The sequence below is a fragment of the Nocardia gamkensis NBRC 108242 genome (assembly GCF_001612985.1).
Lineage (GTDB): Bacteria > Actinomycetota > Actinomycetes > Mycobacteriales > Mycobacteriaceae > Nocardia > Nocardia gamkensis.
In genome coordinates, this window is record NZ_BDBM01000011.1 from 168,112 (window position 1) to 190,960 (window position 22,849).

21 protein-coding genes and 2 pseudogenes are annotated in these 22,849 nt (G+C 68.0%); 15 read left to right on the forward strand and 8 right to left on the reverse strand.

Features of this window, described 5'->3' with window-relative positions; translation table 11 throughout:
* Window positions 1–73 precede the first annotated feature (73 nt).
* From NG1_RS12735 to NG1_RS12755, 5 genes are all read right to left on the reverse strand, one after another.
* A complete protein-coding gene (locus NG1_RS12735; protein WP_174315443.1) occupies window positions 74–1,348 on the reverse strand; it encodes a dihydrolipoamide acetyltransferase family protein in 1,275 nt (424 codons plus the stop codon).
* Window positions 1,349–1,366: 18 nt separating this feature from the next.
* Window positions 1,367–2,350 carry an alpha-ketoacid dehydrogenase subunit beta gene (locus NG1_RS12740; RefSeq protein ID WP_210750120.1) on the reverse strand — a complete coding sequence of 328 codons (984 nt, stop codon included), beginning with the start codon at window positions 2,348–2,350 and terminating at the stop codon, window positions 1,367–1,369.
* A 19-nt stretch (window positions 2,351–2,369) separates the two neighbouring features.
* Window positions 2,370–3,515, reverse strand: coding sequence for a pyruvate dehydrogenase (acetyl-transferring) E1 component subunit alpha (gene pdhA, locus NG1_RS12745; protein ID WP_084498878.1), 1,146 nt, complete (start codon window positions 3,513–3,515; stop codon window positions 2,370–2,372).
* A gap of 10 nt (window positions 3,516–3,525) precedes the next feature.
* Window positions 3,526–4,977 carry a dihydrolipoyl dehydrogenase gene (gene lpdA, locus NG1_RS12750; protein ID WP_062970366.1) on the reverse strand — a complete coding sequence of 484 codons (1,452 nt, stop codon included), beginning with the start codon at window positions 4,975–4,977 and terminating at the stop codon, window positions 3,526–3,528.
* A 156-nt stretch (window positions 4,978–5,133) separates the two neighbouring features.
* Window positions 5,134–6,330, reverse strand: coding sequence for a PucR family transcriptional regulator (locus tag NG1_RS12755; RefSeq protein ID WP_062970368.1), 1,197 nt, complete (start codon window positions 6,328–6,330; stop codon window positions 5,134–5,136).
* A 207-nt stretch (window positions 6,331–6,537) separates the two neighbouring features.
* On the opposite strand from NG1_RS12755, the gene NG1_RS12760 reads away from it, so the two are divergent.
* From NG1_RS12760 to NG1_RS12790, 7 genes are all read left to right on the forward strand, one after another.
* Window positions 6,538–6,936 (forward strand): TOBE domain-containing protein, encoded by a 399-nt coding sequence (locus tag NG1_RS12760; RefSeq protein WP_062970431.1) that lies wholly within the window; start codon window positions 6,538–6,540, stop codon window positions 6,934–6,936.
* 11 nt (window positions 6,937–6,947) lie between these two features.
* The gene (gene modA, locus NG1_RS12765; RefSeq protein WP_157114021.1) at window positions 6,948–7,727 is read left to right on the forward strand and encodes a molybdate ABC transporter substrate-binding protein; all 780 of its coding nucleotides are present in this window, start codon (window positions 6,948–6,950) and stop codon (window positions 7,725–7,727) included.
* Window positions 7,728–7,777: 50 nt separating this feature from the next.
* Entirely contained in the window at window positions 7,778–8,536 is a 759-nt protein-coding gene (gene modB / locus NG1_RS12770; protein ID WP_062970433.1) for a molybdate ABC transporter permease subunit, read from the forward strand.
* Window positions 8,533–9,582 (forward strand): ABC transporter ATP-binding protein, encoded by a 1,050-nt coding sequence (locus NG1_RS12775; protein ID WP_062970373.1) that lies wholly within the window; start codon window positions 8,533–8,535, stop codon window positions 9,580–9,582. The genes modB and NG1_RS12775 overlap by 4 nt, the downstream gene beginning before the upstream one ends.
* 190 nt (window positions 9,583–9,772) lie before the next feature.
* Window positions 9,773–11,206, forward strand: a complete 1,434-nt coding sequence (gene rox, locus NG1_RS12780; protein WP_062970375.1) for a rifampin monooxygenase — start codon at window positions 9,773–9,775, stop codon at window positions 11,204–11,206.
* Window positions 11,207–11,305: 99 nt separating this feature from the next.
* Complete coding sequence (locus NG1_RS12785) at window positions 11,306–12,124, forward strand: class II glutamine amidotransferase (protein ID WP_062970377.1); 819 nt, start codon at window positions 11,306–11,308, stop codon at window positions 12,122–12,124.
* 161 nt (window positions 12,125–12,285) lie between these two features.
* Window positions 12,286–13,476, forward strand: coding sequence for a glycosyltransferase family 87 protein (locus NG1_RS12790; RefSeq protein WP_157114022.1), 1,191 nt, complete (start codon window positions 12,286–12,288; stop codon window positions 13,474–13,476).
* A gap of 39 nt (window positions 13,477–13,515) precedes the next feature.
* On the opposite strand, the gene NG1_RS38235 is transcribed toward NG1_RS12790, so the two are convergent.
* Both NG1_RS38235 and NG1_RS38240 read right to left on the reverse strand, forming a co-directional pair.
* The gene (locus tag NG1_RS38235; RefSeq protein WP_309247313.1) at window positions 13,516–14,253 is read right to left on the reverse strand and encodes an arginase family protein; all 738 of its coding nucleotides are present in this window, start codon (window positions 14,251–14,253) and stop codon (window positions 13,516–13,518) included.
* A pseudogene (locus NG1_RS38240) lies at window positions 14,177–14,623 on the reverse strand (arginase family protein); the annotation flags it as partial. The pseudogene NG1_RS38240 and the gene NG1_RS38235, both read right to left, overlap by 77 nt.
* Before the next feature lie 243 nt (window positions 14,624–14,866).
* Between NG1_RS38240 and NG1_RS12800 the strand changes: the two are divergent.
* A complete protein-coding gene (locus NG1_RS12800) occupies window positions 14,867–15,625 on the forward strand; it encodes a dienelactone hydrolase family protein (RefSeq protein ID WP_062970381.1) in 759 nt (252 codons plus the stop codon).
* 69 nt (window positions 15,626–15,694) lie between these two features.
* On the opposite strand, the gene NG1_RS12805 is transcribed toward NG1_RS12800, so the two are convergent.
* Window positions 15,695–16,030: an ArsR/SmtB family transcription factor gene (locus NG1_RS12805; protein WP_062970435.1), complete on the reverse strand. Its 336-nt coding sequence runs from the start codon at window positions 16,028–16,030 to the stop codon at window positions 15,695–15,697.
* A 136-nt stretch (window positions 16,031–16,166) separates the two neighbouring features.
* On the opposite strand from NG1_RS12805, the pseudogene NG1_RS38245 reads away from it, so the two are divergent.
* From NG1_RS38245 to NG1_RS12835, 7 genes and pseudogenes are all read left to right on the forward strand, one after another.
* A pseudogene (locus tag NG1_RS38245) lies at window positions 16,167–16,823 on the forward strand (energy-coupling factor ABC transporter permease); the annotation flags it as partial.
* A gap of 21 nt (window positions 16,824–16,844) precedes the next feature.
* Complete coding sequence (locus tag NG1_RS38250; protein WP_245659881.1) at window positions 16,845–17,231, forward strand: PDGLE domain-containing protein; 387 nt, start codon at window positions 16,845–16,847, stop codon at window positions 17,229–17,231.
* Entirely contained in the window at window positions 17,232–17,993 is a 762-nt protein-coding gene (gene cbiQ / locus NG1_RS12815) for a cobalt ECF transporter T component CbiQ (RefSeq protein WP_062970383.1), read from the forward strand. It abuts the gene before it with no gap.
* Window positions 17,990–18,709, forward strand: coding sequence for an energy-coupling factor ABC transporter ATP-binding protein (locus NG1_RS12820; RefSeq protein ID WP_062970385.1), 720 nt, complete (start codon window positions 17,990–17,992; stop codon window positions 18,707–18,709). Before cbiQ ends, NG1_RS12820 begins: the two co-directional genes overlap by 4 nt.
* Window positions 18,710–18,852: 143 nt before the next feature.
* The gene (gene prpD / locus NG1_RS12825) at window positions 18,853–20,358 is read left to right on the forward strand and encodes a 2-methylcitrate dehydratase PrpD (RefSeq protein WP_062970387.1); all 1,506 of its coding nucleotides are present in this window, start codon (window positions 18,853–18,855) and stop codon (window positions 20,356–20,358) included.
* Window positions 20,355–21,269, forward strand: a complete 915-nt coding sequence (gene prpB / locus NG1_RS12830; protein WP_062970390.1) for a methylisocitrate lyase — start codon at window positions 20,355–20,357, stop codon at window positions 21,267–21,269. The genes prpD and prpB overlap by 4 nt, the downstream gene beginning before the upstream one ends.
* Window positions 21,269–22,393, forward strand: a complete 1,125-nt coding sequence (locus tag NG1_RS12835) for a bifunctional 2-methylcitrate synthase/citrate synthase (protein WP_062970392.1) — start codon at window positions 21,269–21,271, stop codon at window positions 22,391–22,393. The genes prpB and NG1_RS12835 overlap by 1 nt, the downstream gene beginning before the upstream one ends.
* The last annotated feature ends 456 nt before the right edge of the window (window positions 22,394–22,849 follow it).

Sequence of the window (22,849 nt, forward strand, 5' to 3'; positions counted from 1 at the left end):
GCCACAGTGGCAGGCCGGGCACACGTGTTCTCCTGCGACGGCGTCGTGCCGGGCTCGAATGATGGACGTAGCGTCAGGTCACTATCCGGAGGGGATGTTCGAGTAGGCCTTTCAGCTGTTGCAGGAACTGGGCGGCCACGGCTCCGTCGATGGCGCGGTGGTCGGCGGACAGGGTGACGCGCAGGATTTTCCTGGTCACCACTCGATCGTCGTCCAGCCGCAGCTCGTCGGTGGCCGCGCCGACGGCCAGGATGGCGGCCTCGGGTGGGTTGATCACGGCGGTGAAGTGCTCGATTCCGAACATCCCCAGGTTGGAGATGGTGAAGGTGCCGCCGTTCATCTCGTCGGTGCGCAGCTTGCGCTCGCGGGCGCGTTCGGCCTTGTCGCGGCTTTCGACGGCGATCTCCGACACGCTCTTGCGATCGGCATCGCGCAGCACCGGGACGAGCAGGCCCGCGGGAGTGGCGACGGCGATGCCCAGGTGCACTCCGCGGTGCCGCAACAGCTTGTCGCCCGCGAAGGAGACGTTGACCGCAGGGTTCGTCCGCAACGTCACGGCGACGGCCTTGACCAGCAGATCGTTGACACTGACCTTTCCCGCGCCGGTCTGCGCCAGCGTGGCGTTGATCTGCGCGCGGAAGTCGAACAGTTCGGTGACATCGATCGCGGAGGTCAGATAGATGTGCGGGGCCTGCTGTTTGCTCTGCGTCAGCCGTGTGGCCGAGACCCGTTGAACGGTCGTCAGCGGGATCTCCTCGTACTCACCCGGAGCCGCAGCAGAGGTTCCGGTCGAGGCAGCGGGGACGACTTCGGTCGGCGGGTCGAGTTCGGCTGCGCGATGGGCGGATTCGATATCCTGCCGGACGACGCGTCCGCCCGGGCCGGTGCCCGCCACGGTGGAGATGTCGACACCGAGTTCGGCGGCGATCTTGCGTGCCAGCGGCGAGGTCTTCTTGCGTTCCGGCGTTGTGTGGGCGCCGTCGGTGGTGGCCGCAACCGCGCGGCTGCTCGGCTCGGGGCCGTTGCTGGAACGCGGTGCGGGCGCTTGCTCGACGGGCGCGGCGGCGGCCGGGACCGGCGCGTTGCCGCTCACGCCCGTCGCGGCTGTGGCACTGCCGTCGCCGATGAGGCCGATCGGGGTCCCGATCGGCACTCGCGCGCCCTCGGCGGCGAGGATCTGCTCGAGCACGCCGTTGTCGTAGGCCTCGAGCTCCATGAGGGCTTTGTCGGTTTCGATCTCGGCGAGGATTTCACCTCGTTCGACCGGATCGCCCACCTGTTTGAGCCAGGAGACGATGACGCCTTCCTCCATGGTGTCGGAGAGGCGGGGCATGGTGATTTCGGGCATGGGATGTGTCCTCGGGTCTCAGCGTCGTTTGCCGACTGCCGCGAGGGTTTCCATCGCGGCGGTGTACAGCGAATCGGCCGACGGCAGGGCGAGCCGTTCGAGCGGCTTGGCGTAGGGCAGCGGTACCTCGGCCATGGCCACCCGGCGAACCGGGGCGTCCAGATAGTCGAAGGCGCCGTCGGAGAGGGAGGCGGCGACCTCGGCGCCGATTCCGTAGGTGAGCCAGTCGTCCTCGCCGATCACGGCGCAACCGGTCTTGCGCACGGACTCGACGAGGGTGTCGCGGTCGAGCGGACGAAGGCTGCGCAGGTCGACGACCTCGGCGCTGAAACCGTCGGCGGCGAGTCGCTCGGCGACCTCGGTGCAGACCGTCGCCATGCGGGAATAGCCGATCAGCGTGATATCGGAGCCGGTCCTCGTGATCGCGGCCTTTCCGATCCGGGCGGCCGGAAGGTTCTCCGGCACGTCGCCTTTGGTGTTGTAGAGCGACAGGTTCTCCAGGAACAGCACCGGGTCGTCGTCTTCGATGGCGGCTTTGAGCAGCGCTCGCGCATCGGCCGGAGTGCTGGGCGCGACCACCTTCAGGCCCGGCACGAAGGCGTAGTACAGCTCGATGTTCTGCGAATGTGTCGCGCCCAGTTGCTGTCCGCCGCCACCCGGGGTGCGGATGACCATGGGCACGCTGGTCTGTCCTCCGAACATGCCGTAGATCTTGGCGGCGTGGTTGACGATCTGATCGAGCGCCAGCAGCGAGAAGTTGATCGTCATGATCTCCACCACCGGGCGCAGGCCCAGCATGGCGGCGCCGATGGCGGCGCCGACGAAACCCTCTTCGGCGATGGGGGTGTCGCGCACCCGTTTCTCGCCGAATTCGGCCAGCAAACCCGCGGTGATCTTGTAGGAGCCCTCGAAGATGCCGATCTCCTCCCCGATGAGGAAGACATCGTCGTCGCGCCGCATCTCCTCGCGGAGGGTTTCGCGCAGCGCCTCGCGATAGGTCATGACAGCCACGGTGATGTCCTTAATTAGTGAAGAGCGGATCGGCGGGCAGGCGGCGCGAGTCGCCCGCCACGGGCGTCGCGTAGTTGTAGTCGAACAGGCTCGACGGCTGCGGGTGCGGACTGCTCGCGGCGAATTCGACCGCCGCGGCGACCTCGGCGTTCACCTCGGTTTCCAGCGCGGCTACGGACCCATCGTTCAATACACCGGCGGCGAGCAGCGCGTCGCGCCACCGGACGACGGGGTCGTTGCTCCGGGCGATCGACACGGCCTCTTCGGTGCGGTATTTCGCCGGGTCGACCACCGAATGGCCCTTGAGGCGGTAGCTGACCGCCTCCAGCAGCGCGGGTTTGCGTTCGCGCCGGGCGGTTTCGATCAGCTCACCGGCCATATCGCGCACGGCAAGCACATCGGTGCCGTCCACGCGCTCTCCGCGCATGCGGTAGGCGGCCGCGCGCTTCCACAGATCCGGTTCGGCGGAGGAGCGTTCGACCGTGGTGCCCATCCCGGTCTGATTGTTGATCACCAGGAACACCACCGGCAGATTCCACAGCGCCGCGATGTTCAACGACTCGTGGAACGCGCCGATATTGGTGGTGCCTTCGCCCATCTGGCACACCACCACGTCGTCTTCGCCGCGATAGTCGATGGCCAGCGCCGCGCCGACGGCCAATGGCACCTGGCCGCCCACGATGGCGTAACCGCCCAGCAGGCGGGTCGCGGTGTCGTACATGTGCATGGAACCGCCCCAGCCCTTGGAGGTGCCGGTGGAGCGGCCGTAGAGCTCGGCCATGACCCGGCCGGGCTCGATGCCTTTGGCCAGCGCGTAGCCGTGCTCGCGATAGTTGGTGAACAGGTAGTCGGTCGGGCGCATGGCCGCGCCGAGCCCGACCACGGTGGCCTCTTCACCCAGGTTGAGGTGGCAGTAGCCGCCGATCTGGGCCTGCTGGTAGCTCTGTGCGGTGCGCTCCTCGAACCGGCGCACGAACAGCATGTCGCGATACAGTCCGCGCAGCGTGTCGGGATCCTCCGCGGTGACGCGCGCGTCGACCGGGGCGGTGGCGCGGGTTTGCGTGGAGGCATCGTCGATGCCGCGATCCTCGGCGATCGACGCGGACGGACGTGTCGCCGACCGAGTCGTCTTGCGACTGGGTGTGCTGGTGGTCACGGCAGGCTCCTCAACGCTTCCTGGGCGCGATGTGCACGGGCAGTCCGAGGCCGGCCAGGGCAGCCTCCATGCCGATCTCGCCGAGAGTGGGGTGGGCGTGGATGGTGTCGGCGAGTTCGTCGAGGGTCGCCTCCATGGAGATGGCCAGCGCGCCCTCGGTGATCAGGTCGCTGGCCGACGGGCCGATGATGTGCACGCCGAGCACTTCTCGATGACGCTGCCCGGCAACGATTTTGACGAATCCGTCGGTCTCGCCGAAGGTCTGGGCCCGGCCCAGCGCGGCGAAGGGGAAGCGCGCCGTGACGACCTCGTGCCCGGCGGCGCGGGCCTTCGCCTCGGTGAGTCCGACGCTCGCGATCTCCGGGTGGGTGAAGGTGGCGGCCGGGATGGCGGTGTAGTCGATGTGCGCCGGGTGGCCGGCGATCACGTCCGCGGCGGTGAGGCCCTGATGCGAGGCGACGTGCGCGAGCAGGGCGCGTCCGGTGACGTCTCCGATGGCGTAGACGTGCTCGACGCCGGTGCGCAGCTGCTCGTCGACGGGGATGAAACCGCGAGCGTCGGTGGCGATTCCCGCGACGTCCAGGCCGAGATCGGCGGTGTTGGGACGGCGTCCGACGCCGACCAGCACCACGTCCGCGTCGAGTTCGCGCACGTGCTTGCCGGTGACGCTCACCCGCAGCGCGTCGGTCCGCGTGATGGCTTCGACCGTGGAGCCGGTGAGCACGGTGATGCCGCGCTTGGTGAACGACCGTCCCAGGGCGGCGCCGAGGTCGGCGTCCTCCAGCGGCACCAAGGTGTCCTGCATTTCGACGATGGTCACCCGAGTGCCGAAGCTCGCGAACAGGCTGGCCCATTCCGCGCCGACCGCGCTGCCGCCGATGACGACGAGGCGTTCGGGCACGTCGGTCAGCCCGAACGCGCCGTCGGAGGTGATGACGCCCGGCAGGTCCGCACCCGGGATCGCCAGTCGCGCGGGCACCGATCCGGTCGCGATGATCACGTCGGTCGCGCTGATCGCACGGGTGGCGGTGGCCGTCGGCGCGGCGGCGTAGCGGGGGCCGCCGGGGAAGACCGGCGACTGGGCTGCCTCGAACACCTCGACACCGGTCGGGCCGGTGAAGCGGGCGTGACCCTCGATCACCGTGACATCGTTGGCGGCGAGCAGGCCCGCCACGCCGTCGGTGAGTTGTTTGACGATGCCGTCTTTGCGGTGGCGCACCGCGGCGAAGTCGTAGCGCACATTGTCGGCGTGGATACCGAAATCCGCTGCGGTGCTCAGGGTGTGGAAGATTTCAGCGGATCGCAGCATCGCTTTGGTCGGAATGCAGCCCCAGTTGAGGCACACCCCGCCCGGGCGCTCCTTCTCGACCAAGCCGACCCGCAGGCCGCGTTGGGCCGCGCGGATGGCGGCGACATATCCGCCCGGGCCGCCGCCGACCACCAGGAGATCGAAATCCGGCACTCGTGGTGCTCCTCGTCCTCGATGATTCGATCCACCCTCGGTTGTGGGGTGGATCATCGCTATCGAGTGTTGCCGTAGCGAAGTGCACAGACAATTGCCACGAAGCCCAGTAGTGCAGCGGCCTGATTGGGCGCTGCGCCCAATCAGGCCGAGGGATCAGGCGCCGTCCGACGCTCGGGCGAGGTCGAGCGCGGCCAGTGCCAGCGACAGTTCCACATAGTCGCGCCGGCCTTCGAGCGGGCGCCCGAGCAAGGTCGAGATGCGGTGCAGCCGATTGATGACAGTGTTGCGGTGGCAGTGCAGTCGTGTCGCGGCGTGAGCCGCTGAGCAGTCGTGCGTCAACCATGCCGCCAGGGTGTCCAGCAAGGTCGCGCGTTCGGCCGCAGGCAGTGCCAGAACCGGGCCGAGAGTGTGCGTGATCAGCATGTCGGTCAGGTCGGCCGAGCGTACGAGCAGGGCGTGCTGGAAGCGCTCGTGCAGCGGCACGAGGCCGGTCGCGTCCCGGGGCAAGGTCTGCAAGGTCAGCAGTGCCCAGCCGTGCGCGGTGCCGACCTGCGCCAGCCCGCCGACCGCCGGTGAGGCGCCTGCTCGTCCGCGAATATGCGGTTCGATCCGGCGCAGGACCGAGGCGACGTCGTGGCGCTCGACCGCTATCAGCCCGACCGTCGAGTCGACGCGATCGTGCCACACCGAACGGATGCCGACCGCGGCCAACGCGGCCTCGGTACCGGTGTGCACCGCCTCGCCTTCACCGCAGGCTACGACGACGAGAAAGGCGCTACCGGCCGGAAGATTCAACTCACGCGCGGCGCGCGCGGCGAAGGTGGTGTCGTGGGCTCGGCCCGCGAGCAGGTCCTCGATCAGGGCGTGCCTGCGGCGTTCGTCGCTGCGCAGCTGCTCGAGTTCGGTATTGCGGTAGGAGGTGACCAGGGACGAGGACAGTGCGTCGATCACGGCCCACAACCCGGTGCCCGCCGCACGGATCTCGCCGGGAGCGAGTTCGTCGGCCTTGTCGAGCAAGACCTCCCACACGATCCGGCCGCCGAGGCGGAAGGTGCGCAGCATGGCTTCCAGCGGCACACCCTGTTCGGCGCGTCGGCGGCCGATGGACGCGGCGACCTCGTCGTCGAACGCGGTGGTCGGAGCGCCCAGCAGGTCGAGGATGCGGGTCACGTAGCGGCGGCAGCCGTCGACCAGGTCGGCGCGGGCAACCGTCGAATAGTCGGTCCACTCGGGATTGTCGGTGAAGATCTCCGAGATCAGCCGGTCGGTCAGCGCCGGGATGTCGGCACGACAGGCGGCCGCCAGCTCCCGGGTGCGGGTTTGCGGAATCGCCTTCTTCGATGTCGACATTGTCGCTGGAGGTCCTTCTCGTCGGCCGTGCGCCACGACTACGCGAGCGGCGGCGTACCACGACGGTATCGCCGACGAACCGGTGCGGTGGACCGGGTGGTCTCACGCCCGTGCTCGATTCTCGGCGGTGACAGCCCTACCGTTCGTGCCGAGATCGCGGTTCCCCGCGGTTATCAAGACCGTGGATGCGGCAATATGCTGTACTTCGTGTCGAATCTACGGATCAGTGAAGTGGCCGCGTTGCTGGGGGTCAGCGACGACACGGTGCGCCGGTGGATCGATCAGGGCCGTCTGACCTCGATTCAGCTCGACAGCGGCCGCATGGGCGTGAGCGGCCGCGAGCTCGCCCAGTTCCTGCGGGCCAATGCCGATGCGCCCGCACCCGGGGCGACGGTCGCGGCCTCGGCCCGCAACCGGATGCGCGGAATCGTGACCCGGGTGGTCAAGGACACCGTGATGGCGCAGGTGGAGATGCAAGCCGGACCGTTCCGGCTGGTGTCGCTGCTGAGCCGGGAATCGGTCGACGAGCTCGGTCTGGAAGTCGGCAGCATCGCTGTCGCGTCGGTGAAATCCACGCACGTCGTCGTGGAGATACCGGAAAGTTGACGAGGATGAGAATGATTCACAAATGGGGTGTCGCGGCCGCGACCGTGTCGGCTGTCGTGACCGCGGCGGGCTGTGGTTCCGGCGACACGAGCGGGCACGCCGACGCACAGCATGTATCGGGCACGGTGACCGTGTTCGCCGCCGCTTCGCTGACCGAGACGTTCGGTGAGCTCGGCAAACAGTTCGAGGCCGCGCACCCGGGCGTCGAGGTGGTCTTCAGCTTCGGCGCGAGTTCCGCCCTGGCCGAACAGATCAACCAAGGCGCACCGGCCGACGTGTTCGCCTCGGCCGCGCCCAAGAACATGCAGCAGGTTCGCGACAAAGGATCGGTCACCGCCACGCCGGTCACTTTCGTGCGCAACCGGCTCGAGATCGCGGTGCCGAAAGGCAATCCCGGGCACATCACCGGACTGGCCGATTTCGGCAGGACCGAGCCGAAACTCGCCTTGTGCGCGCAGCAGGTGCCCTGCGGTGCGGCGGCCGAGAAGGTGTTCCGGACCGCGGGCATCGCACCGCAGCCCGATACCCGCGAGCAGGACGTGAAGGCCGTCTTGACCAAGGTCACCCTCGGTGAGGTCGATGCCGCGCTGGTCTATCGCACCGACGTCGAAGCGGCGGGCGACAAGGTCGAGGGCATCGACTTCCCGGAATCGGCCGAGGCGATCAACGACTACCCGATCGCGGCGCTGGCGCACGCGCCGAACGCGGCGGCCGCCGCGGCGTTCGTCGAGTTCGTGACCTCGGAGAAGGCCGAGCCGGTCTTCGCCGCGGCAGGGTTCGACACCCCGTGATCGCGCCCTCGCGGCGGCGGGCGGTGCTCGGGCGGCGGCCGGTCGCGCTGATGCTGCCCGCCGTGTGCGGGCTGGCGTTCCTGGTCGTCCCACTGATCGGGCTGCTGGCGCGAGCGCCGTGGGCGACCATGCCGGACCGGCTGCTCGGTGCCGAAGTGGGCCGGGCGCTGCGGCTTTCGCTGGTGTGCGCGACCGCGGCCACGGCGATCTGCCTGGTTCTGGGCATTCCGCTGGCCTGGGTACTCGCGCGCGCCGAACTGCCGGGGCGCGGACTGATCCGCGCCTTGGTCACCGTGCCGCTGGTGTTGCCGCCGGTGGTCGGCGGTGTCGCGCTGCTGCTGGTGCTGGGGCGGCGCGGGCTGATCGGACGGTACCTCTACGAATGGTTCGATCTCTCGCTGCCGTTCACCACCGCCGGGGTGGTCGTGGCCGAAGCGTTCGTGGCCATGCCCTTTCTGGTGATCTCCGTCGAAGGAGCCCTGCGGGCCTCTGATCCGCGCTTCGAGGAGGCGGCCGCCACGCTCGGCGCCACCCGCTGGTACGCCTTCCGCCGGGTCACGTTGCCGTCGGTGCTGCCCGGCGTCATCGCCGGTTCGGTGCTGTGCTGGGCGCGTGCGCTCGGTGAGTTCGGCGCCACCATCACGTTCGCGGGCAACTTCCCGGGCCGCACCACCACCATGCCGCTGGCGGTCTATCTCGCGCTGGAGAGCGATCCGGACGCCGCGATCGTGCTCAGCCTGGTGTTGCTGGCCGTCTCGGTCGCCGTGCTGGCCGCGTTGCGCGAACGGTGGATCCGGGGAGCGGTATGAGCCTGGAGGCCGACCTGCGGATCGACCGAGGACGTTTCGCGCTGGAGCTGCCCCTGGTCGCCGAACCGGGGGAGGTGGTCGCCCTGCTGGGACCGAACGGAGCGGGCAAGACCACTGCCCTGCGCGCCCTGGCGGGACTGATCGCGTTGACCGGTGGGCACATCCGGTTGGACGGAACCACCTGGGACGTGCCACCGTCGGTTTTCGTGCCCGCCGAACGCAGGCGGGTGGGTGTCGTGTTCCAGGACTACCTGCTGTTCGGGCATCTGTCGGCACTGGAGAACGTCGCCTTCGGGCTGCGCGCCAGGGGATATCGGCGCGCTGCCGCCCGCGCGCAGGCCACCGAATGGCTGGACCGGGTGGGACTGGCGGATTTCGCGGAGCGCAAACCGCGAGCGCTGTCGGGTGGGCAGGCGCAACGAGTCGCATTGGCCCGCGCGCTGGTCACCCAACCGCGGCTCCTGCTACTCGACGAGCCACTCGCCGCGCTGGACGCCGGCACCAAGCTGCACGTGCGCTCCGACCTCGCCCACCATCTGCGCGACTACCCCGGCCACACCGTGCTGGTCACCCATGACCCGCTCGACGCGATGGTCCTGGCCGACCGGCTGGTCATCCTCGAGGACGGCGCGATCGTCCAGCAAGGACCGCCCGCGCAAGTGGCGGCGTGGCCCCGCTCGGATTACGTGGCCACGCTGATGGGTCTGAACCTCTACCGCGGCACCGCGCGTGGCACGCTCGTCGACCTGGACGGGGGCGGCAGCATCACCATCGCCGACCCCGCGCAGGGGCGGGTCCATGTGGCTTTCGGCCCCAACGCCGTCGGCCTGCACCCGCGACAACCCGTGGGTAGCCCGCGCAACTGCTGGCCGGTCACCATCACCGGTATCGAGCAACACGCGCACATCACACGGATTCGTCTCGACGGCACCCCGCCCGTACTCGCCGACATCACACCGGCCACCGTCGCCGAGTTGCGGCTCCATCCGGGGCAGCGGCTGTGGGCCGCGGTGAAGGCCACCGAAACGCGCGCGTATCCAGCGTGAAAAACGAAAGCAAGGAGTCATGCACTCCTTGCCACTTTCAACATATATCGCACCCGGGGCCTTGCGGCAAGACCCCGGTCGTGCTGCACAATCTCCAGCCGAAGCCATAACCTGCGGAAATCGCGGATTCGCGGGGGTATGTGCGCTTCGGCTCCGATTGGGTTTCGCGGGATACAGGGATGGAGTTTGCGTGATCGATGTGATCGTCACCGGCGGCGGACCGACCGGATTGATGCTGGCCTGCGAATTGCGGCTGCACGGCGTGCACACGCTGGTGCTGGAAAAGGAGGCGGAGCTCACCGAGCGGTCGCGGGGGCAGGGGCTGCACGCGCGCAGCGTCGAGATGATGGACCAGCGCGGCCTGCTGGACAGGTTCCTCGCGGTCAGTAAGAAGTTCCAGGTCGGCGGTCTCTTCGGCGGCATCGTCAAGCCGTGGCCGGAGCGGATCGACACAGCGCACCCCTACGGTCTCGCCAATCCGCAGACGGTCACCGAACGGCTGCTGAACGAGCGTGCTCTCGAACTCGGCGCCGAGATCCGCCGCGGCTGCGAACTGGTCGGGCTGACCCAGGACGAGGGCGGGGTGACCGTGGAACTGGCGGACGGGACGCACTCGAGTGCGCGCTACCTCGTCGGATGCGACGGCGCTCGCAGCACCGTGCGCAAACTGCTCGGCGTGGGTTTCCCCGGTGAGCCGACCAAGGTCGAGACGCTGCTGGGGGTGATGGAGTTGACCGAGGACCCGGCGACGGTGGCCGCGATCGTCGCGGAGGTCCATCAGACCCAGAAGCGGTTCGGGGCCGCCGCCGTCGAGCACGAGGAGGGTGTGTACCGCATCGTCGTGCCCGCCGCCGGGGTGGCCGAGGATCGTGCGGCCGCACCGACGTTCGAGGAGTTCAAACAGCAATTGCGCACCTTCGCGGGCACCGACTTCGGCGCGCGGGCGCCGCGTTGGCTGTCCCGGTTCGGCGATGCCACTCGGCAGGCCGAGCGCTACCGGGTCGGCCGGGTGCTGCTGGCCGGCGATGCGGCGCACATCCACCCGCCGACCGGTGGGCAGGGGCTCAACCTCGGAATCCAGGACGCGTTCAACCTCGGCTGGAAACTGGCCGCCGAGGTCGACGGCTGGGCGCCGGAGGGGCTGCTGGACAGCTACCACGCCGAACGGCACCCGGTGGGCGCGCGCGTGCTGGAGAACACCCGCGCGCAGATCACCCTGATGGGGTCCGATCCGGGTGCGACCGCGCTGCGGGAGCTGTTCTCGAAGCTGATGGACTTCGAGGAGGTGAACCGGTACGTCACCGAGATGATCACCGCGGTCGGGGTCCGCTACGACCTCGGCGAGGGGCACGACTTGCTCGGCAGGCGGATGCGGGACGTGGCGTTGAAGCGGGGGCGGCTCTACGAGCTGATGCACGGCGGCCGCGGGCTGCTGCTCGACCAGACCGGCCTGCTGTCGGTGACGGGCTGGGCGGATCGCGTCGACCACGTCGTGGACGTCAGCGAGGAACTGGAGGTGCCTGCGGTGCTGTTGCGTCCGGACGGTCATGTGGCGTGGGTCGGTGAAGATCAGCAGGAGCTGCTCGGCCAGCTGCCGAAGTGGTTCGGCGCCCCCGTGGACTGAGCGTGCGGTCATGATCGGAGACGGCGACCGGCGGGCGGGGTGCCGATGCTGGTGGCCGAACGTCGCCTGCTTTGCTTCAATCGATGTATGTGCAGGTGGATGGCTTATTCCGGTGAGCCGATCCTGGCCGAGGAACTCTTGTTCCGGCCGGCGCATTCGTTGATCGATCAGAGCTTGCACTCCCGGCTCGGTGCGACGACCACGAACGGTGACGGCTTCGGGATCGGCTGGTACGGCGAAGGCCCGCGTCCGGCCATGTTCAAGAACATCGAACCGGCGTGGAACGACCGCAACCTGCGGGAGATCGCGGCTCAGGTGCGCACGTCGCTGTTCTTCGCGCACGTGCGCGCCTCGACCGGAACCGAGGTGCAGCGCACCAACTGCCACCCGTTCCGGCACGGGCACTGGTTGTGGATGCACAACGGATCGCTGCGCGGTTTCCGGGAGTTCAAGCGCGATCTGATGACGGCGGTGGAACCGGCGTTGTTCGCCGACATCGAGGGTTCCACGGATTCGGAAGTGCTCTTCTTCCTGGCGCTGAGCTTCGGACTCGTCGACGACCCGTTCGGCGCGGTCGCCCGTGCGGTCGGCTTCGTCGAGGACGTCGGTCACGCATACGAGGTCGAGGCCCCGGTGCAGATGACCGTCGCGACCACCGACGGCACATCCATGTGGTTCTTCCGGTATTCCACGGAACGGCGATCACGGTCGCTGTTCTACTCCACCGATGTCGCGAAAGTGCGTGCGCTGCACCCGGAGGTGAAAGCTCTCCGCCTGCTCGGCGAGGAGGCGCGATTCGTCGTCTCCGAGCCGCTGCGCGACCTGCCGGGGGAGTGGAACGAGGTTCGGGAATCGTCGGCCGGCGTCGTGCGCCTCGGTCATGACGAAACCCGCCCGTTCCAGCCGATCGCCCCCTGACACACCATGTCGGCCGCCGACCGCATGGCCGGAATCCGTTGTGCCGGTGCGTCTGTGCCTGTGCGTCGTGGCCTGCGTCATGTGGGGGATAGGGGTGGCGATGGTTAGGCTGCGGCGTTGTGCGTGGGCTGTCGTCGGTATCGACGTTGTGGTTGGTGTGGGTGGTTACTCGGCTACTGATGGTGGTGTTCACCGGGGTGACGGTGTTGCCGCACAGCGTTTGGGATGCCTCGGCCGCGGACTTGACGCTGTACCGGGAATGGGCCGAAATCATCGTCGGCCGGAGTGTTTTCCCGCTGGACGACGAGCGGTGGCAGTATCCGCCCGGAGCGGGGGTATTGCTGGCGGTGCCTTGGCTGCTCGGCGGCGGGTTCGCCTATAACTGGTTGTTCTTCGCGCTGGTCGCCGCGGCGGACGCGAGTGTACTGAGTTTGCTGATCGGGGCCGCACGTGCTGACGGGCGGGCAGTCGCGCAGACAGGGCCGTGGGTATGGACGGTTGGGGTGGCCTTGCTGGGCCGGCTCTGTTACGGCCGATTCGATTTGATCGTGGCCGCGACGGCGGCCGCGGCACTGTTGTGGTCGACGCGCCGACCGGCGTTGGCCGGCGCGGCCGCTGCCGCGGGTGTCTTGCTGAAAGTGTGGCCGGTGGTGGTTCTGCTGGGGTTGCGCAGGCGAACGCTGTGGCGGATGAGTGCGGTGGCGGCCGGTGCCGGTCTGACCGCGAGCGTCGGATTGACGGCGCTGGGCCCCGGCGCGTGGTCGTTTCTGCAATTCCAGTCCGAGCGCGGGCTGCAAATCGAATCCGCCGCTGCCACACCGCTGTTGATCGCTCGTCTGGTGAACGGCGGGTGGACCATCGTGCATCGTTACGGTGCCGACGAGTTGTCCGGGCCCGCGGTGTCCGCGGCGGCTCGCGGGTGCGTGGCCGCCACTGTCGTCGGCGGCGCGATATTGCTGTTCACCTGGTGGCGCATGCGTCCCCCGGCAGCGGATCTGGCCTTGGCCGCGGTACTGCTCGCCTTGGTGACCAGCCGGGTACTCAGCCCGCAGTACCTGGTGTGGGCGGTGGCGGTGGCCGCGGTCTGCGCGCTCGACTCGCGCACCACGCAGCGGCCCGTGGTGATGCTGGTGCTGGCGACGGCGCTGCTGAGCCAGGTGGAATTCCCGTTCGTCTACGACCGGGTGGCTACCGGAAGCTGGCCGGGGGTCATTGTGCTGGCGCTGCGCAACGGCCTGCTGCTCTGCGCGACGGTGTGGTCCGTGGCGCGGCTGCGTGGCGGGGGTACTCGCACACTTCGCGAGTACCCGCCCCGGTCCGTGGGCAGACCGACGGCCGCATCGTCCCGCTGACCGACGCCCGCTGCGGCTCCGTCAGCCGACGCGTCGGCGTCAGAGCTCGGCGACCAGGCCTGCCGCCGCTTCGATCGCGGCGGCCTCGTGGTCGAGCAGGACGTCGCCGCCTTGCGTCGTGACGATCGGGGTGTACGGGTCGTCGACGAATTCTTCACCGAGCAACTCGCGCAGCACCGCGAGCCCGCAGAACGGAACGTAGTGCGGGCTGTAGCCGCCTTCTTGCACGAATGCGATCCGGCCCGCGCAGGTTTCGGCGGCGATGTCGAGCATCCGCCGGGTCAGTTGCCGGAAGCCGCCGCTGGTGACCATCTGCCGAGCCAGCGGATCGAGAATGCTCGCGTCGAAACCGGAGGCCACGATGATCAGCTCGGGGGCGAAGGCGCGCAGCGCGGGCTCGACGACCCGGTCGATCGCGTGCAGATAGGCGGCGTCCCCGCTACCGGGTGGAAGCGGCACGTTGAGCGCGTAACCGTATCCGGCGCCGGCGCCGCGCTCTTCGCGGTAGCCGGAATTCGGCGGGAAACACAGATGCTGATGGATCGAGAGGGTCAGTACCGACGGATCCTCGTACCAGATGTCCTGCGTGCCGTTGCCGTGGTGGACGTCCCAATCGACGACGGCGATCCGCCCCACGCCCAGCATTTTTTTTCGCATAGGCGGCGGCGATGGAGACGTTGTTGAAAATGCAGAAGCCCATGCCGGTGGCGCGGGTCGCGTGGTGCCCTGGCGGATTGACCAGTGCGTAACCGTTGTCGACCGTCCCCGCGAGCACATGCTCGACGAGTGCGATCGCGCCGCCCGCCGAGAGCGCGGCGATCTCGTATCCGCCTTTCCCGAACGACGAGACACCGTCGCCGGCGTCCCCGCCTTTCGGAAGCAGATTCTCGGCCTTGATCCGCTCCAGATGGTGCGCGGTATGCACGCGCAATATGTCGGCCTCGTCGGCGGGCGCCGCTGTTATCGAATGCAGCTTGTCGAGCAAGCCCGACACCGAGACCAACTCGTGAAAACGCCGTTTGGTGTCGGGATGCGCGAGGTGATGCCCGATCGGCTGAAGGCCGGCCGTGGCGTCGGAGGGGAACAGGCTCCCGCTGCCGGTGTCGGCCCAGCCGTAGAGGGTGTTCCACACGTATCCAGTTGTCATGGTGAACTCCTAGCGGTCGGCGGACCACCACACCGTCCACCTACATCCGACGCGCCTCAGTGAACGCTCGCGCTCATTACAGGCACAGCAGCCACCACGCCGCAACCGGGGAGGTTGCCATCTGTGGCGGTGGCGGCAACTGTGCTGAAACCGTGTCGGGCAGCGGTCGAAACGGAAGGGCAGGGTATGCCTCCGCATTATGTGGTGGCGACGAGCCAGGCCACTTTTGGATACAGTCGTGTCGTGGCATTCGAGATCACGGCCGAACAGATCGACGTCATTCAGCACGACGCGATGCCCATGGCGGCGTATATCTCTCGCCCGGCTCGACCGGGCGACTACCCGCTGGTCCTCGTCGGTGCGGAATTGTGGGGGCTGACGAATGAGGTTCGGGCCGTCGTCCGTGATGTGGCCGCGCTGGGGTATGTGGCGATCGCGCCGAACCTGTACCACCGCTCCGGTCCCGACACCTCGACCGGTATCGAGGAGAGCGATGCCAATCGGGCCCATGCGTTCGAACTGCTGAGCAGGTTGACCCGCGACGGGGTGGAGGCGGATCTGCGCGCCGCCGCCGACTATGCCCGAGAGCATGCCGGTGCCGCTGACCGGATCGGCATGCTGGGCTTCAGCCTCGGTGGGCATGTCACCTATTTCGCCGCGACCCGGCTGCCGCTGCGCGCCGCGGCGATCTACTACCCGGGATGGCTGCCCGACGCCGGAACGGCGTTGAGCGTTCCGGACCCGCTGTTGGCGGCGACCTCGCGGATCACCGCCCGCCTGACGCTGTTGTTCGCCGAGCAGGACCATGTCATCGATGCCGACCAGCGGCGCCGGATCGGGGAAGCGCTGTCGGCGGCATCCGTCCGGCACGAGATAGTCGTGTATCCCGGTGCCCGCCACGCCTTCTTCTTCCCCGGCCGCGAGCCTTACGACAAGCAAGCCGCCGATGACTCCTGGCAGCGCGTGCGCGAACTCTTCGCTGCCGAATTGAGCGCCGGCTGATCCCGCGGTCCCTCGCCGGGTAGCCCACCGCGGCTTCACCCGCAGCGTTCATGCCATATCGTCGAGTTCCTACAGTGGACTCGGCTCCGAGGCGTGGGTGGCGCCGATCCAGTGCAGGAGTCGATGAATCGTTTCGTCCGCGAGGCGGTAGCGCACGATGCGGCCACTCTTGGATGCGCTGACCCACCCCTGGTGACGCAACTGGCGTAGGGCGTGTGAGGCGGCGGTCGCCGTCATCCCCACCGTGGCGGCGAGTTCGGTCACGCTCTGGCCGGGGGTGTGGTGCAAGCACACCAGCAGCCGCAGCCGATTGGCGTCGGAGAGCAGGTCGAATCGGTGTGCCCAATGCTCGACGCTGGACACGTCCAAGCCGAGCCCGGCGGGCCGGGCGTGTTCGGAATCCAGCGGGTCACTCGTAGCCACTGCTCTACTCTGCCGTTGTCTGCTCGGCGAGGCCAAATATTGCGGACAGCCATATATCTGTCCAGTTGAACATATATGGCGTGTATCGTTTCCCGAGGTGAGGGAGACCATGTCGGCGATGCATATGAGCGACGGCATCGTCGACGCACCCACCTCTGCGGTATTCGCGGTCGTCGCCCTCGCCGGGCTGGGATTCGCGGCGTGGCGCGCCCGTGCCGAACTCGATGAGCGTGCCGCTCCGATGGCCGGTCTGGTGGCCGCGTTCATCTTCGCGGTGCAGATGGTGAACTTCCCGATCCTGCCGGGCGTGAGCGGGCATCTGCTCGGTGACGCGCTCGCCGCGATATTGGCCGGGCCCTATGTGGGTGCGCTGTGTGTGGCGATCGTGCTCGTCGTGCAGGCACTGCTGTTCGCCGACGGCGGGTTGACGGCGCTGGGTACGAACATCACGAATATGGCGTTGCTCGGGGTAGCGGTGGGCTATCTCGCCGCGCGCCGGTTGCTGCCTTTCGCGCCGAGACGCGGCGGGGTCGGTGTCGTCGCGTTCGTCGCCGCGTTGGTCGCAACCATCTGTGCCGCCATGGGTTTCGCTGCCGAGTACGCCATCGGTGGGGCGGCGGGATCCACTGCCGGTGCGGTGACCTGGTACATGCTGGGCACCCATGCATTGATCGGTATCGGGGAAGGCATCATCACCGCGATCACCGTCGTCGCTGTAGTCGACGCCCGCCCCGACCTCGTCTACCTTCTGCGCGCTGCCGATCGGACGAGACGGACGCCGCGCGCCGCACTATCGATGAACGGATTCCTGTTCGGATTCGCCGCCGTCGCGGTACTTGTCGCGGGCCTGCTCTCGTACCTGGCGAGTTCGCGACCCGACGGTCTCGATGCCGTGACATGGCGCGGCTGCACCGTGGTGCAGGTCGACGGAACCGAAGAACTGCGCGGCGAGTGCATCGCGCGTAACGCGGACGATCACAGGTTGGCGGATTCGCCGCTGGCCGGGTACACGATCGACGGCGATGACCGGCTGACCGGTGTCGCGGGCATTTTCGGAGCCGCCGCCGCATTCGCCGCGCTGTTCGCCGTGGTGCGCATCATCAGGGCAGGTCGATCGAATCACACTGGGGACGAACCCGTTTCGAATGGCGCAGCCGAGTCGCCCGAACCGGAGTCCAGCTAGGTGTCCACCGTCAGCCATCGGCTGCACCTGCCCGGCGGTTCGCCGGTGCACCGGACTCCGGCCGAGGCGAAGATCGTCTGCGCCGTGATCACCGTCTTCGCGGTGGTCGCGACACCAAGGGACATGTTCTGGCCGTTCGCCGTCTATGCGGCCGGATTGCTCGTCGTCTGGCGCGTGACGCGGATTCCGCCGCGGTGGATCGCGCCGCGGCTGCTGATCGAAATGCCCTTCGTCGTGCTGGCGATTCTGCTGCCGTTCGCGGCCGGAGAACCCAGAACGACCGTCTTCGGACTGTCGCTGTCTGCGACGGGTGTCCACGCCGCATGGGGAATCATCGCGAAAGGTTCGATCGGAGTGGGTGTTTCGCTGACCGTCGCGGCCACCACGAGCGTGCGCGAGCTGCCGGGCGGACTCAGCAGGCTCCATGTGCCCGGCATGATCGTCACGATCGTCGTGTTGATGCTGCGGTACGTGGACGTGATCGCCGACGAGGCGGCCCGCATGCGCGTGGCACGCATCTCGCGCGGAGATGACCCGCGGACGATACGTCAGATCGGTGCCACAGCGCGCGGCGTCGGCAGCCTGTTCCTGCGATCCTACGAACGAGGCGAACGAGTTCACCTGGCGATGCTCTCGCGCGGGTTCACCGGCACGATCATCGATTTCGACACGCCTAAGGCCACCTGGAGGCAATGGATCTTCTCCTGTGTTCCCGCCTCGGCCGCCCTCGGTGTCTGTGTCGGCGCCTGGATCGCCCGGTGAACGAGTCGACGGCCCCCGCCGTACGTCTGGCCGGTCTGACCTTCGCCTATCCGGATGGGACCGGGGCGTTGCGCGGGGTGGATCTCGACATCGCCCGCGGCGAACGGGTCGCGATTCTGGGCCCCAACGGCGCGGGCAAATCGACACTGATGCTGCATCTCAACGGGGTGCTCAGCGCGACATCGGGCGAGGTGTATATCGGCGGCACCCGCGTGGACCGCACCACCGTGCGCGCCGTACGCAGGCGCGTCGGCGTCGTCTTCCAAGACCCCGACGACCAACTGTTCATGCCGACCGTCGAACAAGATGTCGCGTTCGGTCCCGTCAACTTCGGCATGCGCGGCGAAGACCTCGCCGAGAATGTGCGCTTCGCGCTCGCCGCGGTCGGGATGACCGATCGAGCCGACCGCTCCCCGGCCCGTCTGTCGCTGGGCGAACGCCGCCGCGCCGCGCTCGCCACCGTCCTGGCATGCCGCCCGGAGGTGCTCGTTCTCGACGAGCCCGCGGCCAACCTGGACCCGGTCGCCCGCCGAGAACTCGCCGAGATCCTGCTCACCCTGCCGACGACACTCGTCCTGGTCACCCACGATCTGCCCTACGCCCAGCGCATCTGCGAGCGCGCCGTCATCCTCGACAGCGGACGCATCGTCGCCGACGGGCCGATAGACGAGATACTCGCCGATGCCCAGCTCCTTGCCGCACATCGCCTCAGCTGAACCGGCCGGAAAAACTTTCGCAATCTACGCATATTCGCTGATTTCGGTACGCAAATATCGGCATCTGCGAGGCATTTCGAGCCGTTATGGGCGTGAGTAGCGTGCGAATCAGAAACCGGAAATCGACGTTCGGAGGCGCACCCGTGATAAACCACCTCGTCCGCACCCACCGCTCCGCCGAGCACTTCCCGCGCGAGGAGCATCTCGCGTGGCGGATCGCCGAGGTCGCCGCGGATCCGGTGGCGGTCGCGCCGGAGACCGAGGAGATGATCGTCAACCGGATCATCGACAACGCGGCGGTCGCGGCCGCGTCGGTGACCCGCCGTCCGGTGGCCAACGCCCGGGCACAGGCGCTGGCGCATCCGTATCGACCGGGCGCGACGGTGTTCGGTGTGCCGGGCCGGTTCTCGCCGGAATGGGCGGCCTGGGCGAATGGTGTCGCGGTACGCGAGCTGGATTTCCACGACACTTTCCTGGCCGCGGAGTACTCCCACCCCGGTGACAACATCCCGGCGATCCTGGCGGTGGCACAGCATGCCGGCCGCAGCGGCCGTGACCTGATCCGCGGGCTGGCGACGGGCTACGAGATCCAGGTGGATCTCGTACGTTCGATCTGCCTGCACGAGCACAAGATCGACCACGTGGCCCATCTCGGTCCCTCGGTGGCGGCCGGTATCGGCACGCTGCTGGCGCTGGACACCGAGACCATCTACCAAGCCATCGGCCAGGCGTTGCACACCACCACCGCGACCCGCCAGTCCCGCAAGGGGGAGATCTCGAGTTGGAAGGCCTACGCGCCCGCCTTCGCTGGAAAGATGGCGGTGGAGGCCGTGGACCGCGCCCTGCGTGGCGAGGGCGCCCCGTCGCCGATCTGGGAGGGCGAGGACGGTGTGATCGCCCGCCTTCTCGGCGGACCCGACAAGGAATATTCGGTGCCGCTTCCCGGCCCGGGCGAGCCCAAGCGCGCGATCCTCGACACCTACACGAAGGAGCACTCCGCCGAATACCAGAGCCAGGCGCCGATCGACCTGGCCCGGCGGATGCGCGAGCGGATCGGTGAACTGGACCGGATCGCCTCGATCGTGCTGCACACCAGCCACCACACCCACGTGGTGATCGGCACCGGATCGGGCGATCCGCAGAAGTTCGATCCGACCGCGTCGCGGGAGACCCTGGACCACTCGGTCATGTACATCTTCGCCGTCGCCCTGCAGGACGGCACCTGGCATCACGAGCGCTCCTACGCGCCCGAGCGCGCGCAGCGCCCCGACACCGTCGAGTTGTGGCGCAAGATCTCCACCGCCGAGGACCCGGAGTGGACCCGCCGCTATCACTCGTCCGATCCGGGCGAGAAAGCGTTCGGCGCCCGCGCGGAGGTCACGTTGACCAGCGGTGAGGTGATCGTCGACGAGCTGGCGGTGGCCGACGCGCATCCGCTCGGCGCACGCCCCTTCGCCCGCGGCGAGTACATCGCCAAGTTCCGGACGCTTGCGCAGGGCGTCATCGATCCCGCCGAACAGGACCGCTTCCTGGAAGTCGCGCAGCGCGCGGCCGAGTTGTCGGCCGAGGAGTTGTCACAGTTGAACTTCTCGGTCTCCGACCGAGTGCTCGCACGGGCACCGAAGCTGCCGGAAGGGCTTTTCCGATGACCGGCCTGCTGGCCGCGGCGACCTCGGCCGCCGACAAACGCGCCGCATTCCGGGCGGGTCTGACCTCAGGAACGATCCAGCGTTTCCCCGGCGCGTTCAGTCCTCTGGTGGCCGCCCTGATCCAGGAGATCGGCTTCGAAGGCGTCTACGTCTCCGGGGCGGTCGTCTCCGCCGACCTCGCTCTGCCCGATATCGGGCTCACCACGCTGACCGAGGTCGCCGAACGCGGCCGGCAGATCGCGCGGGTTACCGACCTGCCGGTGCTCATCGACGCCGACACCGGCTTCGGGGAACCGATGAGTGCCGCACGCACCGTCTCGATTCTGGAAGACGCCGGAATCGCGGGCTGTCACCTGGAGGACCAGGTGAATCCGAAACGGTGCGGTCACCTCGACGGCAAAGCCGTGGTGACGACCGAGGCGATGGTGCGCAGGCTCAGGGCAGCGGTGTCCGCGCGACGGGACCCGAACTTCGTGATCTGCGCGCGCACCGACGCCGCCGGAATCGAAGGCATCGACGCCACGATCGACCGGGCGAACGCCTACGGCGACGCCGGCGCCGACCTGATCTTCACCGAAGCGCTGCGGACGGTCGCCGAGTTCGAGAAGTTCCGGGCCGCCGTCTCGATTCCTCTGCTGGCCAACATGACCGAATTCGGCAGGTCGGAGCTGATCCCGGCGGCCACTCTGCAATCCATCGGCTACAACGTGGTGATCTACCCGGTGTCAACGCTGCGACTGGCGATGTTCGCGGCGGAAGCCGGATTGCGCGAAATCTTCGAGCACGGCACGCAGGCGGGGCTGCTGGATCGGATGCAGCACCGCAGCCGTCTCTACGAACTGCTGCGGTACGAGGCCTACAACGAATTCGACGCCGACATCTTCGATTTCACTACGAGAAGGAACCCGTGATGACGGACACCGCGATACCGGCCATCAGCAAAGGTCTGGCAGGGGTGGTCGTCGACACCACCGCCATCTCGAAGGTGGTGCCCGAAACCAACTCCTTGACCTACCGCGGCTACGCCGTCCAGGATCTGGCCGCCCACTGCGGCTTCGAGCAGGTGGCCTACTTGCTCTGGCACGGTGAACTGCCCACCGACGCCGAGTTGGAGAGGTTCTGCCGGCAGGAGCGGGCATGGCGGCGCGCCGACCGGTCGCTCCTGTCGCTGGTGGCCAAGATGCCGGACAACTGCCACCCGATGGACGTGGTCCGCACCGCGATCAGCTACCTCGGCGCCGAAGATCCGGCCGAGGACGACAATTCGGCGAGGGCCAATCGCGCCAAAGCACTGCGCATATTCGCGGTGCTGCCGACCATCGTCGCGGCCGACCAGCGCCGTCGCCATGGTATGGACCCGGTCGCACCGCACTCGCATCTGGGGTATGCCGAAAACTTCCTGAACATGTGCTTCGGGACCATCCCATCGCGCGAACTGGTGAAGGCGTTCGAGGTGTCGTTGATCCTCTACGCCGAGCACAGTTTCAACGCCTCCACCTTCGCGGCTCGGGTGGTCACCTCCACGCTGTCGGATATCTACAGCGCCGTCACCGCCGCCATCGGCGCTTTGAAGGGGCCGCTGCACGGCGGCGCGAACGAGGCGGTCATGCGCGACATGCTCGAGATCGACGATCCCGCGCTGGCCGAGAAGTGGCTGCGCGACAAGCTGGCCGAGAAGGAAAAGGTCATGGGTTTCGGCCACCGCGTCTACAAGAACGGTGACTCCCGGGTACCCACCATGAAGAAGGCCTTCCTGGATATCGCCGCCGCGACCGACGGCCGGAAGTGGGTGCGAATGTACGAGATCCTCGAACGCGCGATGAACGAGGCCACCGGCCTCGCGCCGAATCTTGACTTCCCGACCGGCCCCGCCTACTACCTGCTCGGCTTCGACATCGAGGTCTTCACCCCGATCTTCGTGATGAGCCGCATCACCGGCTGGACCGCGCACATCATCGAGCAAGGCGAGTCGAACGCACTGATCCGCCCGCTGAGCGCATACATCGGAGTACCACAGCGCTCGGTCGTCGCCTGAGCCCTTTCGCGCGGTACCGGCGGATCGCGGGACAACACGGCGCCCGGCCCGGTTCGCCGAACACGGCCTCGCCGGGCATGTCCGGCCCCCCTGACGACTTGGCGGGCGGCGTAGGTCCGGGACGGTCGGCGCGTCGGCTGGTGGTCGTGGCTTCTCGCAGCGTTATGTGACTCGACATTATCAAGCACAATATGAAGGTCGAAGGCGGAACCTGTACCCGTTCCGGAGGGTCTTCGGGAGAGCTGTCGGCGTTCGCCCCTGGTGCAGGCCGGGGCCTAGGCCGCCTCAGGCGAGCATTTAGGCCGCCATCGGCCCGCTCGCCGAGCTGGGCGCAGAAGGTTGCGACCACTCCTGAACGCAACCGAGACAACAGCTAGAACCTGTGCTAAGTTAATAGCCATTCTGATCGCAAGGACGGGCGTTTGCGCTCTCGCCGCCAGGCCCTCGCGATCCCGT

Coding starts and splice junctions, on each gene's coding strand:
- NG1_RS12735 (WP_174315443.1), bottom strand. CDS start 1,348: ATGCCCGAAATCACCATGCCCCGCCTCTCCGACACCATGGAGGAAGGC.
- NG1_RS12740 (WP_210750120.1), bottom strand. CDS start 2,350: ATGACCTATCGCGAGGCGCTGCGCGAAACCCTCCGCGAGGAGATGCGG.
- NG1_RS12755 (WP_062970368.1), bottom strand. CDS start 6,330: ATGTCGACATCGAAGAAGGCGATTCCGCAAACCCGCACCCGGGAGCTG.
- modA (WP_157114021.1), top strand. CDS start 6,948: ATGATTCACAAATGGGGTGTCGCGGCCGCGACCGTGTCGGCTGTCGTG.
- modB (WP_062970433.1), top strand. CDS start 7,778: ATGCTGCCCGCCGTGTGCGGGCTGGCGTTCCTGGTCGTCCCACTGATC.
- NG1_RS12775 (WP_062970373.1), top strand. CDS start 8,533: ATGAGCCTGGAGGCCGACCTGCGGATCGACCGAGGACGTTTCGCGCTG.
- NG1_RS12785 (WP_062970377.1), top strand. CDS start 11,306: ATGGCTTATTCCGGTGAGCCGATCCTGGCCGAGGAACTCTTGTTCCGG.
- NG1_RS38235 (WP_309247313.1), bottom strand. CDS start 14,253: ATGTGCTCGCGGGGACGGTCGACAACGGTTACGCACTGGTCAATCCGC.
- NG1_RS38250 (WP_245659881.1), top strand. CDS start 16,845: ATGAACGGATTCCTGTTCGGATTCGCCGCCGTCGCGGTACTTGTCGCG.
- prpB (WP_062970390.1), top strand. CDS start 20,355: ATGACCGGCCTGCTGGCCGCGGCGACCTCGGCCGCCGACAAACGCGCC.
- NG1_RS12835 (WP_062970392.1), top strand. CDS start 21,269: ATGACGGACACCGCGATACCGGCCATCAGCAAAGGTCTGGCAGGGGTG.